General features: G+C 38.2%; 12 protein-coding genes. 10 read left to right on the forward strand and 2 right to left on the reverse strand.

Annotated elements, in window-relative coordinates:
- Window positions 1-220: 220 nt before the first annotated feature.
- The 8 genes from H6G06_RS02840 to pheT all read left to right on the forward strand — a co-directional run bounded on the left by H6G06_RS02840 (window position 221) and on the right by pheT (window position 9747).
- A complete protein-coding gene (locus H6G06_RS02840) occupies window positions 221-1225 on the forward strand; it encodes a LuxR C-terminal-related transcriptional regulator (RefSeq protein ID WP_190556851.1) in 1005 nt (334 codons plus the stop codon).
- 488 nt (window positions 1226-1713) lie between these two features.
- A complete protein-coding gene (mgtE, locus tag H6G06_RS02845) occupies window positions 1714-3063 on the forward strand; it encodes a magnesium transporter (protein ID WP_190556854.1) in 1350 nt (449 codons plus the stop codon).
- A gap of 147 nt (window positions 3064-3210) precedes the next feature.
- The gene (locus tag H6G06_RS02850) at window positions 3211-3837 is read left to right on the forward strand and encodes a CAP family protein (RefSeq protein WP_190556856.1); all 627 of its coding nucleotides are present in this window, start codon (window positions 3211-3213) and stop codon (window positions 3835-3837) included.
- 170 nt (window positions 3838-4007) lie between these two features.
- On the forward strand, window positions 4008-5015 hold the full coding sequence (locus H6G06_RS02855; protein ID WP_190556858.1) for an aspartate carbamoyltransferase catalytic subunit: 1008 nt from the start codon (window positions 4008-4010) through the stop codon (window positions 5013-5015).
- A 12-nt stretch (window positions 5016-5027) separates the two neighbouring features.
- Window positions 5028-6026, forward strand: a complete 999-nt coding sequence (locus tag H6G06_RS02860; protein WP_190556860.1) for an ADP-ribosylglycohydrolase family protein — start codon at window positions 5028-5030, stop codon at window positions 6024-6026.
- Window positions 6027-6353: 327 nt separating this feature from the next.
- Window positions 6354-6929: a Uma2 family endonuclease gene (locus H6G06_RS02865; RefSeq protein WP_190556862.1), complete on the forward strand. Its 576-nt coding sequence runs from the start codon at window positions 6354-6356 to the stop codon at window positions 6927-6929.
- 82 nt (window positions 6930-7011) lie between these two features.
- The gene (locus H6G06_RS27200; RefSeq protein WP_242039587.1) at window positions 7012-7119 is read left to right on the forward strand and encodes a type II toxin-antitoxin system VapB family antitoxin; all 108 of its coding nucleotides are present in this window, start codon (window positions 7012-7014) and stop codon (window positions 7117-7119) included.
- Window positions 7120-7311: 192 nt separating this feature from the next.
- Window positions 7312-9747, forward strand: a complete 2436-nt coding sequence (pheT, locus tag H6G06_RS02875) for a phenylalanine--tRNA ligase subunit beta (protein ID WP_190556864.1) — start codon at window positions 7312-7314, stop codon at window positions 9745-9747.
- A gap of 79 nt (window positions 9748-9826) precedes the next feature.
- Here the strand turns inward: pheT and H6G06_RS02880 are convergent, their stop codons facing one another.
- Window positions 9827-10366 (reverse strand): Uma2 family endonuclease, encoded by a 540-nt coding sequence (locus H6G06_RS02880; RefSeq protein WP_190556866.1) that lies wholly within the window; start codon window positions 10364-10366, stop codon window positions 9827-9829.
- 134 nt (window positions 10367-10500) lie between these two features.
- Here H6G06_RS02880 and H6G06_RS02885 point away from each other — a divergent pair, with 134 nt between their 5' ends.
- A complete protein-coding gene (locus H6G06_RS02885) occupies window positions 10501-10770 on the forward strand; it encodes a YciI family protein (protein WP_190556868.1) in 270 nt (89 codons plus the stop codon).
- Between the two features lie 115 nt (window positions 10771-10885).
- Here the strand turns inward: H6G06_RS02885 and H6G06_RS02890 are convergent, their stop codons facing one another.
- Window positions 10886-11074, reverse strand: coding sequence for a hypothetical protein (locus tag H6G06_RS02890; protein ID WP_190556869.1), 189 nt, complete (start codon window positions 11072-11074; stop codon window positions 10886-10888).
- A gap of 532 nt (window positions 11075-11606) precedes the next feature.
- Here H6G06_RS02890 and H6G06_RS02895 point away from each other — a divergent pair.
- Complete coding sequence (locus H6G06_RS02895) at window positions 11607-14132, forward strand: mannose-1-phosphate guanyltransferase (protein WP_190556871.1); 2526 nt, start codon at window positions 11607-11609, stop codon at window positions 14130-14132.
- Window positions 14133-15010: the final 878 nt, after the last annotated feature.

Genomic DNA, 15010 nt, shown 5'->3' on the forward strand with positions numbered 1-15010 from the left:
TACTCTACATATCATGCTCATTACGCATATACGCAGGTCAATAGACACCCTTAAATAGAATTTGAGTACGCAAAATACGCACAATAAGCAAGTTTGACTCAATGCAGTATTCTAAAACCTATGAATAGGAAGCATTTTGAGGAAATTTACCCTTAAACTAAATCACAGTACGCAGAATACGCGGAATACGCAGATTGGGGTAAATGAGGTTATCAAACCTATGAATAAGCAGCAGTTTGAGGAAATTCTAGAAAAGTTCAAAAAAGCACCTGTGGAATTTGAGGTGTTGTGTTTAGTGCTGAAAGGGCTTCCTAATGGTGAGATTGCTAAGTCACGGAAAAGTGCTAAAGGAACTATCAGCAAAACAGTTTCTAATATATATGAAAAGTTTGGTATTAAAAGTGAATTCCCAGGAGATCAACCTCAAAGAGATAAATTAAAGGATTTATTTCTACAGCATAAACCTGAGTGGGTAAGTAATGATTTTTCTGTCTCTACAGATGAGAATATCAAGCAGTTAGAAAATATAACCAATAAAGGTCTAATTCCATTAGTTCCATCAGATGAGGAATTAGTTCCAGAACTTGAAGAAGAGTTGATATCTTTTGCTATCAGTATACTGGAAGAGATCGGATTTGATGAAATATTTAAGATGAAAAGAGCATTGGATTTTGTTGGTTATAAACCGAAAATAAATATAATTGCAGATAAACGCTATCAACTATTTCTTGAATATTCTTCCAACTTGGGCTTAAGTGTTTCTATTAATAAAAATATTTTAGAACCACATTTACTAAATTTGAAATATTGGGTAGATCTAGGCGATAGTAATTGGAATACAGAAATAGCCGGAATTTTCTTAGTAATTCCAGGCAAAGAAAATTTATTTTTACATTCACTTAAACCTAAATATTGGAATATATTAGAAATTGAAGGTAAAACCATAGGTGATGTTTATTTAAATGACCAAGAAAATCCAGAGTATTACGATAACACAACACAGGAAACAACTAAAAAATGTCTTGAGGGATTTAATAAATCTGATCTGAGTGACAGTGAAAGTTACCTAAATATTAATGAGAATAAGGAATTTAACTTTAACTATACCTGGCAAATGGTTATAAATTCTAGAGCAGTATTAAAAGATTTTCTGATTTATTTTGGAAAAATTTTAATGAATATACAATCGGGTGACACATCTGATATTGATGATATACCTTTCTAAAAAATCCAAATAAAAGCATTGACAGCATTTAGTAGCACAAAAAATTTGTTTAATAACTAACTTTTTTAGCTTTTGTATTCATATTCCCATATTTTTACCAATAAACTCCCAGTAATAAGAAAAACAACTTGTTGTAATGGAAATATTTTGATTTTGTAAAGTTTCTCAGTAAGTAGGTTGATAGACTTGACACAGGTTCTAACAGTAGTAAAATTTCGACATCAAAGAAAAATCAAGGCAACTAGATACATACCAGTGTACAATACTACCAATAGGACACCTTATTGCTGGGCATGAGACAGAACAACCTGGCGTTAGCTATTGAACTCATTCCGGGTTAGGATGATAAGCTAACGATGTCTTGATTAAATATCGATATTGAGTTCTTGAGATTTTATGGACAAAAGTCCACCAGATGGCAGTATTATCCTCCCCTAAGCTGGCGAAATAGTCTCCCAGCGAGGGGGAGGCATTAGGAGGAATTTATTATGCTCACACAGGAAGTTCGCAATTCATTGGATCTTGCTGACTTAAACCAGTTGAAATGTGATTTAAATAATCTACAACCCGTGGATGTAGGGGAATATATATCACTCTTACCAGAAAAACAAAGGGCGATCGCATTTCGTTTACTTAACAAATCTCAAGCCATAGATGCCTTTGAATATTTACCCACAGAAGTACAAGAAGAACTGATAAATTCTTTACATGATGCCCAAGTAGTACATCTTGTAGAAGAAATGAGTCCTGATGAAAGGGCATACTTGTTTGATGAACTACCAGCAGGAGTAGTCAAACGGTTATTACAACAACTCAGTCCTGAACAAAGACAAGCAACCGCAACAATTCTTGGCTATCCAGAAGGGACTGCTGGCCGGGTAATGACAACTGAATATGTGCGGCTGCGTCAAGGTTTGACTGTGGGTGAAGCCTTAACTAAAATTCGCTTGCAAGATGAAGATAAAGAAACAATTTACTACGCTTATGTTACCGATGATAATCGCACTTTGGTTAGTGTTGTGTCCTTGCGTCAATTATTATTTACTTTTCCAGATGTCTTAATTAAAGATATTGCCAGCAGTCATGTCGTTAAAGTGAGAACTGAAACCCTACAGGAAGAAGTTGCTCGCATTATGCAGCGTTACGATTTAATTGCTATGCCTGTAGTTGACAGGGAAGATAGATTAGTAGGCATTATTACTATTGATGATGTCATTGATATTTTAGAAGAAGAAGCCACAGAAGATATCCAAAAATTGGCGGGGGTGAGTGGTGACGAAGAAGCTTTGTCTCCTCCCCATGTTACCATTCGCAAACGGTTGCCTTGGTTATTGGGTATTATGGGATTGTATATAGGTGCTGCTAGTGCGATCGCTCCCTTTCAACAAGTAATTGCTGCTGTACCAGTCCTCGCTGTAATTATGCCGATATTTTCTAACACAGGTGGGACTGTAGGTATTCAAGCTTTAACCGTGACAATTCGCGGTTTGGGTGTAGGGGAAGTCACACCCAAAGACACTGCCAAAATTCTCCGCAAAGAACTTTTAGCTGGTTTAGGTACAGCCCTGGCTTTATGTATAACCATGATGTTACTTTCTCTAATTTGGGCTAAACCTCACGAAAGATGGGTGGCTTTGGTTGCGGGAGCAGTTATGGCAACGAATACAATGGTTGCTGTTAGCTTGGGAACTTTGCTACCAATGGGATTACAACGACTCAAGTTAGATCCTGCCTTGATGAGTGGTCCCTTAGTAACAACGTTACTGGATACTATTGGCTTTTTAACCTTCCTCAGCATGATTTCTATTGCTTTGAAAGTATTTAATTTACAATCGTGAAATACGGACAGTTAAATCTGGGCATTCTAGCAATTGCAAAGTTAATTTTTAGGCTGGCAATTACCCAGTCAAATTATTTTTGGGACTTATCACAAATAAACTCGGTCTTGGTCAAAAATTTCTTCTAGTAGGATGACACACAAACACATGAGTAAATTATTTGCAACTCTAACACTGACAACTGGTACAGCTTTAACTCTCATCCTAATGGGAATAGCTCCCTCTCAATTCGCTGGGATAATTCCATTAGAGTCTATCAGTAGTAACCCCGCTCTAGCGCAGACAGGGATTAACCTAACAAGTCTGCGTAGTGCTTCTCTCTCTAAGCATAACGGTTATCGCTCCATACATCGTAGCCCTGCTCTGACTACAAGTAATTCTCTTGATAACACCGCTCAAACTTGGGCCCAATACTTAGCAACCAATGGAGTGTTTGAACACAGTACCCCCAGCCAACGCAATAATGCTGGAGAAAATTTGTATGTTTCATATACTACAGCATCCTCAGTAGACTCAACCACCCTGTCCAACACAGCAGTGAAGAAGTGGTACGATGAAGTTTCAGCCTACAACTATTCAAATCCAGGGTTTTCCAGCCAAACTGGGCATTTTACCCAGGTAGTCTGGAAGAGCAGTACCCAATTAGGTTGTGGTGCGGCACAGGGCGTTAAAACCATTAATGGAACTAAGTATAACGCCTTCTATGTGGTCTGCCAGTATGCTCCCGCTGGTAATGTGCAAGGGCAATTTCCTGCTAACGTGCTGAAACCCTAGTATTCAAAAGATTGAACTTAGCACCAGCAACTTCTGTTGGTGCAATTAAAATTTAGTTAATCTGAATCAGATGGCACAAGAAAAGTGATAGACACAGGTGTTATCATTGCTACTGCATATACAAATTTACACGCTGTAGAGTGTCATACAACCTCAACTCAGAACTATTTATGCCTACTACTACTTGGAATCGTCATCACATTCTTTCCCTAGCTGACTTCACAACCGCTGAATATAACGCGGTTTTGCAAACTGCGGCTTCGTTTCAAGAGGTGCTATCACGCAGAACAAAGAAAGTACCCACTTTACAGGGACAGGTGGTGGCAAATTTATTTTTTGAACCTTCTACCCGCACCCGTAGTAGTTTTGAAATTGCTGCTAAAAGGTTAAGTGCAGATACGCTCAATTTTGCTGCGGCTACTTCTTCCATGACTAAAGGAGAGACGATTTTAGATACTGCTAAAACCTATTTAGCGATGGGTACGGATATTATGGTGATCCGTCATAAAGAAGCAGGAGTACCGCAAGCGATCGCTCAAGAAATGGATCGTTTAGGTGTAAAAGTCAGCGTCTTAAATGCTGGTGATGGACAACATGAACATCCATCCCAAGGATTACTTGATTTATTTACAATTTGTAGTTTAATTGACCCTGCACAACCCAGAATTGAATTATTAGAAGGTAAAAAAATCGCCATTGTTGGAGATATTTTACACTCTCGTGTTGCCCGTTCTAATATTTGGAGTTTAACCGCTAGTGGTGCAGAGGTTCATTTAGCAGCACCTCCCACATTATTACCGAAATTCTTTGCTGAATATTTAGGTGCAACAGACTCAGAAAACTTGAAATCAAAACGTTTATTTACTCATTGGCAGCTAGAACCAGCCTTAGAAAACGCAGATTTTGTGATGACATTGCGTTTACAAAAAGAACGGATGACAGCACATTTATTACCGAGTTTAAGGGAATATCATCAATTATTTGGGATTACTAGAAATAAGTTAAAACTCTGTAAACCTAATGTTAAAGTTTTGCATCCAGGACCAGTAAATCGGGGTGTAGAAATTAGCTCTGATTTAATGGATGATCCTGAATTTAGCTTAATTCAAGATCAAGTAACTAGTGGTGTTGCTGTGAGGATGGCACTGTTGTATTTTATCGGTAGTGGTAGGGCGTAATTTAGAATTAATATGGATGCCATATTTGCTGATAGAATTCGTGGAGTTTTATTTGGTCAAGCCGTTGGAGATGCACTAGGTTTTGGAACTGAGTTTTTAGCTCGTTCTGAAGTAATATTTACATATCCTCATGGATTAACAAACTACTCACAAATCAGATATTTTTCGAGAATTACTAACAAATTTGAACAAGTTGATGATTGGAGATGGAAACCTGGAGACTGGACTGATGATACTGACCAAATGCTTTGTATTCTTGATAGTTTATTAGCACAAAAACAAGTTAATATTCAAGATATTGCTACTCGTTTTCAAGATTGGGCTATTATTGATGGTTTTGGTATTGGTGGTACAGTTTACAAAATGGTTCATCATCCAGAATTTTTGCGAGATCCTCATCGTGTAGCTGAAGAATATTGGCGGTCTAAAAATCGGGAAACAGCAGCTAACGGGGGAGTAATGCGGACTTCAGTATTAGGAATATGGGAATATTTTGACGCGGATAAAGTTCGTAATAACGCTGAAAATGTATGTAAAATAACCCATGCAGATCCTCGTTGTGTTGCTTCCTGTGTTGCTGTTTCTTTAGCAATTAGTCACCTGATACAAGGTGTAGAAGATGTGAATTTATTGGTTGATGAAATAGCGAATGATGTCAAATCATTCCATCCAGAGATAGAAGAATCCTTTCACAAAGCAAAAGCAGATTCATTAGATGATTTAGACTTAGATGAAGGTTTGAATGCTAACGAAAGTTATAGGTTAAGCTATACATTAAAAACCTTGGGGGCTGGTTTTTGGGCTTTACTTCATGCTGAAAACTTTGCAGAAGGTATTCTTGCCATTATTCAAGAAGGGGGAGATGCAGATACAAATGCTGCTGTCGCTGGTGCATTGTTAGGGGCAAAATTTGGTTATCAAGGAATTGATAATAAATGGATAGAAGGTTTAGTTTATCAACAGGAATTAGACGCTAGAGTAGATGATTTAATTAGGTTAATTGATGAATGATGATTTTCAGGATTTAATTTGTCTGAATCAGGATGTCCAGGATTAAAGGATTTACAAGATAAGTAACTAGGAAGCTGGTAAAATATATGAAATTTTTGATCCTGATTTGATATAATATTTATGATTGATAGGAAAATATAAATATTAATTAGCTAACTCTAGTTCCTCACTCTAGTTTGCTAATTATCTAGTTAATCCTAGTCATGGTTAATTACTGAAAAATACCTGTTTTCATCCTGTAAATCCTTTAATCCTGTAAATCCTGATTCAGACAAATTCCTTAACTAGAAACTTGCATTATAGTCACTCTATCACCCACTATTGACAATGACAGCTATCACCATTAATTTAAACCCTATTGTCAGATTTACCGACGATCAATTTTATCAACTATGTCGGGAAAACCCAGAAGTCAAATTTGAGAGGAGTGCAAAAGGAGAATTATTAATCATGTCACCAACAGGAGGAGAAACTGGAAAAAGCAACTCAGAAATTAACGCTGATTTTGTAATTTGGAACCGCCAAAATAAACTAGGAGTTTGTTTTGATTCTTCCACCTGCTTTAAATTGCCTAATGGTGCAAATCGTTCTCCTGATGTAGCTTGGATAAAAAAAGAAAGATGGGATAGTTTAACAATAGAAGAAAAAACAAAATTTCCTCCGATTGCGCCTGATTTTGTTTTAGAATTAATGTCACCTACAGATAGCTTGCAAGAAACCCAAAAGAAAATGCAAGAATATATAGATAACGGTGTAAAATTAGGTTGGTTAATTAATCCGAAAAGGCGACAAGTAGAAATTTATCGTTTAGGTAAACCGATAGAAATATTAACCTCACCGTCAGAATTATCAGGAGAAGATATTTTACCAGGATTTATTTTAAATATGGCAATAGTTTGGTAATTGAAATATTAGAGAAATATACAATATGATGACAAATTTAAATTTATAAATAGACGAAAACTTAATCAAAGAAGCACTGGAACTGAGTGGTTATAGTGATCAAAGTGCTGTAATTGCAGAAGCTTTAAAACAGTATATACAACGGCGAAAACAGCAGGAGATTAATTATAGAACTATTTGGTATAATTGAATATGAAGATAATTATGACTACAAACAACAAAGATATAGAGAATAAAGTTATAGTTGATACAGTTGTTGGAAAATTTCGGAGTTTTCTCCTTCTCTTTGCGTCTCTGCGTGAGATAAAACCCACTAATTTTCACCTACCATATAAAATTATAAAATTAAAGCAAAAGACAAATCTGAACACAAGCACACTCCATGCGTATTTCTTTAAATTGGCTGCGGGAACTAGTAGAGATAAAACTGACTCCAGAAGAACTAGCTGAAACCTTGACAATGGCAGGGTTTGAAGTCGAAGATATAGAAGATCGCCGTACTTGGGCAGATGGCGTTGTCATAGGTAAAGTGCTGGAACGTCAACCGCACCCCAACGCAGATAAACTGAGTGTCTGTACAGTAGATATTGGTGCATCTGAGACTTTAAATATTGTCTGTGGTGCGGCCAATGTTCGCGCAGATATTTATGTACCAGTCGCAACCACAGGTACTTACCTACCCAACATCGACTTAAAAATTAAACCGGCAAAACTCAGAGGTGTACCATCTAACGGGATGATCTGTTCTTTAAAAGAACTGGGTTTACCGACTGATGTAGATGGGATTCATATTTTCACCCCAGAAAATCTCTCCTTGGGTAGTGATGTACGTCCCTTGTTGGGTTTAGATGATGTCATCTTAGATGTCACTGCAACTGCTAACCGTGCTGATGCTTTATCGATGGTGGGTATCGCGAGGGAAGTTGCTGCTTTGACTGGTGGAAAGTTGTCTATTCCCCAACCGGAAGCAGTGACAATTAACAAGAGTGCAGGAAACCTAACTTTAAAAATTTCGGAAACCAAAGCTTGTCCTGCTTACATTGGTACTGTTGTTGAACAGATAAAAATTGCCCCTTCTCCTGAGTGGTTACAACAGCGTTTGCGTTCTGCTGGGGTAAGACCAATTAATAATGTGGTGGATATCACTAATTATGTATTGTTAGAAAGGGGACAACCTCTGCACGCTTTTGATCAGGAAAGATTAAAATCTGTAGCTGGTAGTGAAAATTTAACCATTGGTGTGCGCTTTGCTGAAGCTGGAGAAACTCTGAAAACTTTAGATGGACAAACCCGCACTTTGTCAACCCAGAATTTATTAATTACTGCTAATAATAAAGCTGTGGCTTTAGCAGGAGTAATGGGTGGTGAAGAAACTGAAGTTCATGAAGGTACACAAAGCTTAGTTTTAGAAGCAGCTTTATTTGAATCTGTGGCTATTCGTCGTTCTTCCCGCAGTGTGGGCTTAAGAAGTGAGGCTTCGGGTAGATATGAACGAGGAGTAAATCGCGCAGAATTAGAAATAGCTTGTAACCGCGCTTTATCGTTAATCACTGAATTAGCAGATGGTGTAATTGTCCAACAAGAAATTGCTGATACTCGTCCTGATCCTGCTAACTGGTCTCATTCTATTGTGCTGCGGTTAGATAGAATTAATGAAGTGCTAGGACCCATTGATTTGGGAGTAGAAACAGGAGAACTGGAAGCTGAAGATGTAGAAAGAATTTTGACTGCTTTGGGATGTGAATTAACTGATAATAATGACCGCACTTGGAAGGTGACAGTACCACCTTATCGTTACCGCGATTTAGAACGGGAAATTGATTTAATTGAAGAAATCGCCCGTCTTTATGGTTATGATAATTTCGTTGATACTTTACCAGAAAAAACAGAACCTGGTTATCTATCTTTAGATCAAGAATTGCTGCGGAAGTTACGGGCATATTTGCGGGCTGAAGGTTTAACAGAATTAATGCACTATTCTTTGGTAAAGCCAGGGGAGGATAAACAGATTGTTCTTGCTAACCCTTTATTTGCAGAATATTCAGCGTTGCGAACTGATTTAATTTCTGGATTGATTGATGCTTTTCAATACAATTTAGAACAGGGAAATGGGGCGCTAAATGGTTTTGAAATCGGGCGCATTTTCTGGCAAGAAGAAGAGGGTTTGCAAGAAGCTGAGATGCTGGCTGGTATTATGGGTGGTGATGCTACCCTTGGTAAATGGTCACGGGGTGGACGTGAACAGCAGATGACGTGGTTTGAAGCTAAGGGCATTTTAGAAAGTGTCTTTCAACAATTTGGTTTAGAGGTAGAATTTCAACCAGAAAATCGAGATTCACGTTTACATCCAGGACGTACCGCTTCTTTATGGGTAAGGGGTAATAGGTTGGGAACTTTTGGACAAGTTCACCCCCAACTGCGACGGGAAAAAAGTTTACCAGATGCGGTTTTTGTGTTCCAATTGAGTTTGGATACGCTATTGAATGCGTTGGATAATGATGATTTACTAGTTCCCAAGTTTAAATCCTATTCTACCTATCCAGCTAGTGATAGAGATTTAGCATTTTTCGCACCTGTGAAGGTGACAGTTTCGGAAATTGAAAAAGTGATTACTAAAGCTGGTAAAGGTTTATTAGACTCGGTGGAAGTGTTTGATGAGTACAGAGGTGAAAATGTCCCCGCAGGACAGCGGAGTTTAGCTTTTCGCTTAATTTATCGAGTCAGCGATCGCACTCTCACCGATAATGAAGTTGAACCAGTTCATGATAAAGTGCGTACTGCTTTGGTGGAAAAATTCGGCGTGAGTCTGAGAAGTTAATTCTTAGGTAATTGGTAATGGGTAATTGGTAATTGGTAATAGTTTTCTATTTACTAATTGCTAATTGCCATTATCAAAACTACTCAAAAACAGGAGGCCAAATTTCCGAAATTACCACCTCAAAATCAGGTAATAAATCAGGAATTGTTAAAATCTCACCATCTTTTAAAATCACTGTTTCACCATGACGAGAAACTTCTAACGTTCTAGTTTTAGGATTAATTAAAATTCCTACTTGTGAACCTAATTTAATAAATTCTTGAATCTTGTTTCTCAGTTTATCTATAGAATCGGTTTTAGATTTTACTTCCACTACCAAATCAGGAACTAATTCTGCATAATCTTCTGTTGATATTTTCAATCTCTCAGCACGAACAAAAGAAACATCGGGCGCACGTAAATCAGAATTTGGTAACTTAAACCCCGCGCTAGAACCCACTACACGGCCTAGTTTACGAGGTCTAACCCAGTTTCTTAACAAAGCTGCAAACTCAGTACCTACCTCTTCTGGTTCATAACCCGAAGGACTCATAATAATGATACTTCCATCAACTAATTCCATGCGATAGTCTGGATATGCTATCTGTATTTCTTCTAGTTCTTTCACGGTTAAAGACATGATGGTTTTCTCCTGAAATACTACGGAAATACTCTATTGATTGTGATTAATTGTTGCATTTTATTATATCATACTTATATGATAAAAGTGCTTTTGAATCATGACCTTCACCTTAACACAGGAGTAATAAAATCATGGCCAAATATGTAATGTGGGGAAGCTACTGCGAAGACGTTTTAAGCAAACGTGAACCCTATCGTCAAGCACACTTAGAAGGATTAGGAAAACAAAAAGAATCAGGTGTGTTGATTACTATTGGACCAACTAAAGATGTGACTCAAGTTTTTGGTATTTACGAAGCGGAAGACGAAAACACTGTTCGTCAATTGGTTGAAGCTGATCCTTATTGGCAAAATGGCATATGGACAGAATACTCTATCAAAGAGTGGATTCAGGCTTTTTAATCAATCATAATTACAGGAGGAGTCAGGAGTCAGGAGTCAGGAGAAAGAATTTATTTTGCACCTGTTCCCTGTTCCCTGTTCCCTGTTCCCTGTTCCCTTGTTTACGAATTACGAATTACCCTTTTAGCGCCCTTCTAAAATTACGTCGATAGGATGGATTAGCAATAAACAAAGCTGGCCATAATAAAGTAAAACCAATGCGATTGGGTAAATTTTGTGTAAAATGAGTTTTATTAAACCCAGTCCAAAACTTCCAAGCCCCAACTACATAAGCCACTGTCAAACCAAGAATAATTAATTCCATTGTCGTCAACTCCCTTAGTAAATTCAGAGAATTTTAGTTAAACTTACACACTTTACAGAGATTTCATTGCCAAAATCGAGAGCCTATAACTCAGGTTATCAGACTGTGGCTTTGGAGTCACTTGATTCTACTTTAGATTAGTATCACAGATTGCTGCCAGTCATCGGAAACAGTGCGGTGTTCATAAAAATATAGAAGTATCTTAAATTTATCCTGTTTTTCTGTTTTATATCAAGTCTTGCTCATTACTGAGGATAAGTTTGGTTTGATTGCTAACTGTTTTTTCCTAATTACCAGCACTTTATACGAAGACGTTGCCCAAATACAGATATGATAATTTTGTTACTCGATGATGATATTACTTGATTTTATCCAAACCAGCCAAATACTTTTTTGGGTAAATTTACTTAATTTTGAGTAGATGTTTCTTGTGGAAGTTCCTCAAAGATCAACATTCATAGGAGACTAAAGAAAGAACAGCCAAATTTTATAACGAATCTCGATGCAGTCAAGGCTGTAAATAGGAGGATTTATGCGTGCAGTACTAATGGCAGGTGGGTCGGGGACACGTTTACGTCCCTTGACTTGCGATTTACCCAAACCAATGGTTCCTATCTTAAATCGACCCATTGCCGAACATATTATCAATCTTCTCAAACGACATCACATTACAGAAGTCATTGCCACATTGCATTATTTACCGGATGTCCTGCGAGATTACTTTCAAGATGGCAGTGATTTTGGCGTACAGATGACTTATGCTATTGAAGAAGATCAACCATTGGGGACAGCAGGTTGTGTTAAAAATATTGCTGAACTTTTGGATGAACCTTTTTTAGTCATCAGCGGCGATAGTATCACAGATTTTGACCTGACAGCAGCCATTGAATTTCACAAACAAAAACAATCAAAAGCTACTTTAATTTTAACCCGTGTTCCCAACCCAATTGAATTTGGCGTAGTAATTACGGATGAAGAAGGACGCATCAAACGATTTTTGGAAAAACCTTCAACCAGCGAAATTTTTTCCGATACTGTTAATACAGGTACTTATATTTTAGAACCAGAAGTTTTGGAATATTTACCAGAAAACACTGAAACTGATTTTTCCAAAGATTTATTTCCTTTACTGCTGGCAAAAAATGAACCAATTTATGGTTATGTAGCCCAAGGTTACTGGTGTGATGTTGGTCATTTAGATGCTTATCGGCAAGCCCAGTATGATGCTTTAGCCAGGAAGGTAAAACTAGATTTTCCCTATCAAGAAATTTCTGCTGGTGTGTGGATCGGTCAAAACACATATATTGATCCAACAGCTAGAATTGAAACTCCAGCGGTGATTGGTGATAATTGCCGGATCGGCGCGAGAGTACAAATTGAAGATGGGACAGTAATTGGTGATAATGTGACTGTTGGTGCAGATGCGAATTTAAAGCGGCCAATAGTTTGGAATGGAGCGATTATAGGAGATGAAGCACAATTATCAGCTTGTGTAATTTCCCGTGGGACTCGTGTTGATAGACGCGCTCATGTATTAGAAGCTGCTGTAGTGGGTTCGCTTTCTACGGTGGGAGAAGAGGCGCAAATTAGCCCAGGTGTGCGGGTTTGGCCGAGTAAAAAGATTGAATCAGGTGCTGTTTTAAACATTAACCTGATTTGGGGTAACACTGCTCAAAGAAATTTATTTGGTCAACGCGGGGTACAAGGTTTAGCTAATATTGACATTAGCCCGGAGTTTGCGGTCAAATTGGGTGCTGCTTACGGTTCGACTTTGAAGCCTGGTTCTCAGGTGACTGTTTCCCGTGATCAGCGGAATGTGTCGCGGATGGTAACTCGTTCTTTAATTGCTGGGTTGATGTCGGTGGGTGTGGATATTCAAAATCTTGACTCGACAGCTATTCCCATCACCAGAACAGTTATTCCCACAATGGGAGTTGCTGGGGGTATTCATGTCCGGGTACATCCAGATCGCCCTGATTATATCCTGATTGAATTCATGGATAGCAAGGGCATTAATATCACTAAAGCTCAGGAAAAGAAAATTGAGGGGGCTTATTTTAAGGAAGATATGCGGAGAGCGCAAAGTCATGAAATTGGCGATGTGGCATATCCTAGCCAGGTGATTGATCGTTACTGCACTGCTTTTGAAAAGCTTTTAAATGTGGCAACTTTGCGTAACAGCCGAGCAAAGGTAGTTATTGATTATGTTTATGCGGTATCTGGGGCGGTGTTACCGCAAATGTTAGATAAGTTTGGTGCTGATGCGGTGGTGTTAAATGCGAGTGTGAATAAAACCGCAATGACATCTACTAGCCGGGAAGGTTTGCTGACTCAGTTGGGTCATGTGGTGGAAGCACTGAAGGCTAATTTTGGGGTGCAGGTATCAGCTAATGGTGAACAACTGATTTTAGTTGATGAGTCTGGCTACCCGGTGCGGGGAGAAATACTGACGGCGTTGATGGTGGAAATGATGTTAACTGCTAATCCTAGAGGTTCGGTGGTTGTGCCGGTTCATGCTTCTAGTGCGGTGGAACAAGTGGCGCGTCGTCATGATGGTAAGGTAATCCGTACCAAAGCTAATCCTACTGCTTTAATGGAGGCTTGTCAAAAAAATCCCAATGTAGTTTTGGGTGGAAGTGGGGAAACGGGTTTTATTTTCCCACAATTGCATCCGGGTTTTGATTCGATGTTCTGCATTGCTAAGTTGATTGAAATGCTGACAATTCAAGAGCGATCGCTTGCTTCTGTGCGCTCAGAATTACCCCGCGTTATCTACAGAAATTATACTATTCGTTGTCCCTGGACTGCTAAGGGGGCGTTGATGCGTTATTTGGTGGAAACTCACCCAGCGCAAAATTTGGAATTGATTGATGGAGTGAAAATTTGTCAACCTTATGATGATAGTTGGGTGTTAGTTCTACCCGATGCCAGTGAACCATTGGTACATTTATTTGTTAACAGCAGCGATCGCGATTGGGTAGATGATAGTTTGAGAAGTTATCGCCACCGTGTACAGACTTTTGTGGAACGAGAACAGGAACATTATGCGGAAGTGTAATATCTGAATCAGGATTTACAGGCTTAAATTTCTCTGTCAGAAAAATGATTTTGATAATTTAAATCTTGCTTGGAAATTCTCACATCATCAAAATTGCCAGAAACCACATCCCCGACTTCTAATATTATTGATGTCAATAGGTGACAGATCAAAAAAGAAGTCGGGGATGTTAATTTGATTTAGATGTGAGAATAAGATAGACCTAACCCCCCAGCCCCCTTCCCTACCAGGGAAGTGGGAGTCAACGCCTCTCCCCTACAAGGGGAGAGGTTTGGAGAGAGGTTTTATATTTGTTATCTATCTCCAAACTCAGTGTAAGATTCTGCCAGAATGGCAAATATACACCCGTAAAATCCTATAAATTATAAATAACAACACTAATAGCTGTTGAACTAGCCTACCTTTAGGCTTCATGCTGACAGCTAAATGCTTGCCTTTTACACCAAGACAGATGAACCGTAACTACTGGTGGTTCTTTTTCCTACTAAGTTTGAACAATTACAAATTGGGGTAGTGGCTAACCCGAAATTTGAGATTGTGATCAAAATTCTTCTACTATTTTAGGTGTTAGTTTTTGATTATAAACTTCAGCATCGGCGCTGTTGTGGGAAATTGAACAGTTACGGTGAAATCTTCCTTATGGCTGGTAGCAGTTTGAACTATTACACTTCTAGTCCCATTATATTAATCCTATTTCTCCCCAACAGGATTAACTCTACTGTATAAATTGGCAATTTATATAGCATATACTGGAAGCTGAAAAATTTCTCAGCTTCTTTTTTTTTGCAAGTACCTGAACTGAAGATTCCCGATTTCTCAAAGAAGTAGAAAATATATCTAGTAAATATCTACACTATATTTATTGTTTGATTATTCAT

The organism is Anabaena sphaerica FACHB-251 (assembly GCF_014696825.1).
GTDB lineage: Bacteria > Cyanobacteriota > Cyanobacteriia > Cyanobacteriales > Nostocaceae > RDYJ01.

What these genes read in the sequence shown, in the direction of transcription:
- H6G06_RS02840 (WP_190556851.1), top strand. Translation starts at nt 221, where the DNA reads ATGAATAAGCAGCAGTTTGAGGAAATTCTAGAAAAGTTCAAAAAAGCA.
- mgtE (WP_190556854.1), top strand. Translation starts at nt 1,714, where the DNA reads ATGCTCACACAGGAAGTTCGCAATTCATTGGATCTTGCTGACTTAAAC.
- H6G06_RS02850 (WP_190556856.1), top strand. Translation starts at nt 3,211, where the DNA reads ATGAGTAAATTATTTGCAACTCTAACACTGACAACTGGTACAGCTTTA.
- H6G06_RS02855 (WP_190556858.1), top strand. Translation starts at nt 4,008, where the DNA reads ATGCCTACTACTACTTGGAATCGTCATCACATTCTTTCCCTAGCTGAC.
- H6G06_RS02860 (WP_190556860.1), top strand. Translation starts at nt 5,028, where the DNA reads ATGGATGCCATATTTGCTGATAGAATTCGTGGAGTTTTATTTGGTCAA.
- H6G06_RS02865 (WP_190556862.1), top strand. Translation starts at nt 6,354, where the DNA reads ATGACAGCTATCACCATTAATTTAAACCCTATTGTCAGATTTACCGAC.
- pheT (WP_190556864.1), top strand. Translation starts at nt 7,312, where the DNA reads ATGCGTATTTCTTTAAATTGGCTGCGGGAACTAGTAGAGATAAAACTG.
- H6G06_RS02880 (WP_190556866.1), bottom strand. Translation starts at nt 10,366, where the DNA reads ATGTCTTTAACCGTGAAAGAACTAGAAGAAATACAGATAGCATATCCA.
- H6G06_RS02885 (WP_190556868.1), top strand. Translation starts at nt 10,501, where the DNA reads ATGGCCAAATATGTAATGTGGGGAAGCTACTGCGAAGACGTTTTAAGC.
- H6G06_RS02890 (WP_190556869.1), bottom strand. Translation starts at nt 11,074, where the DNA reads ATGGAATTAATTATTCTTGGTTTGACAGTGGCTTATGTAGTTGGGGCT.
- H6G06_RS02895 (WP_190556871.1), top strand. Translation starts at nt 11,607, where the DNA reads ATGCGTGCAGTACTAATGGCAGGTGGGTCGGGGACACGTTTACGTCCC.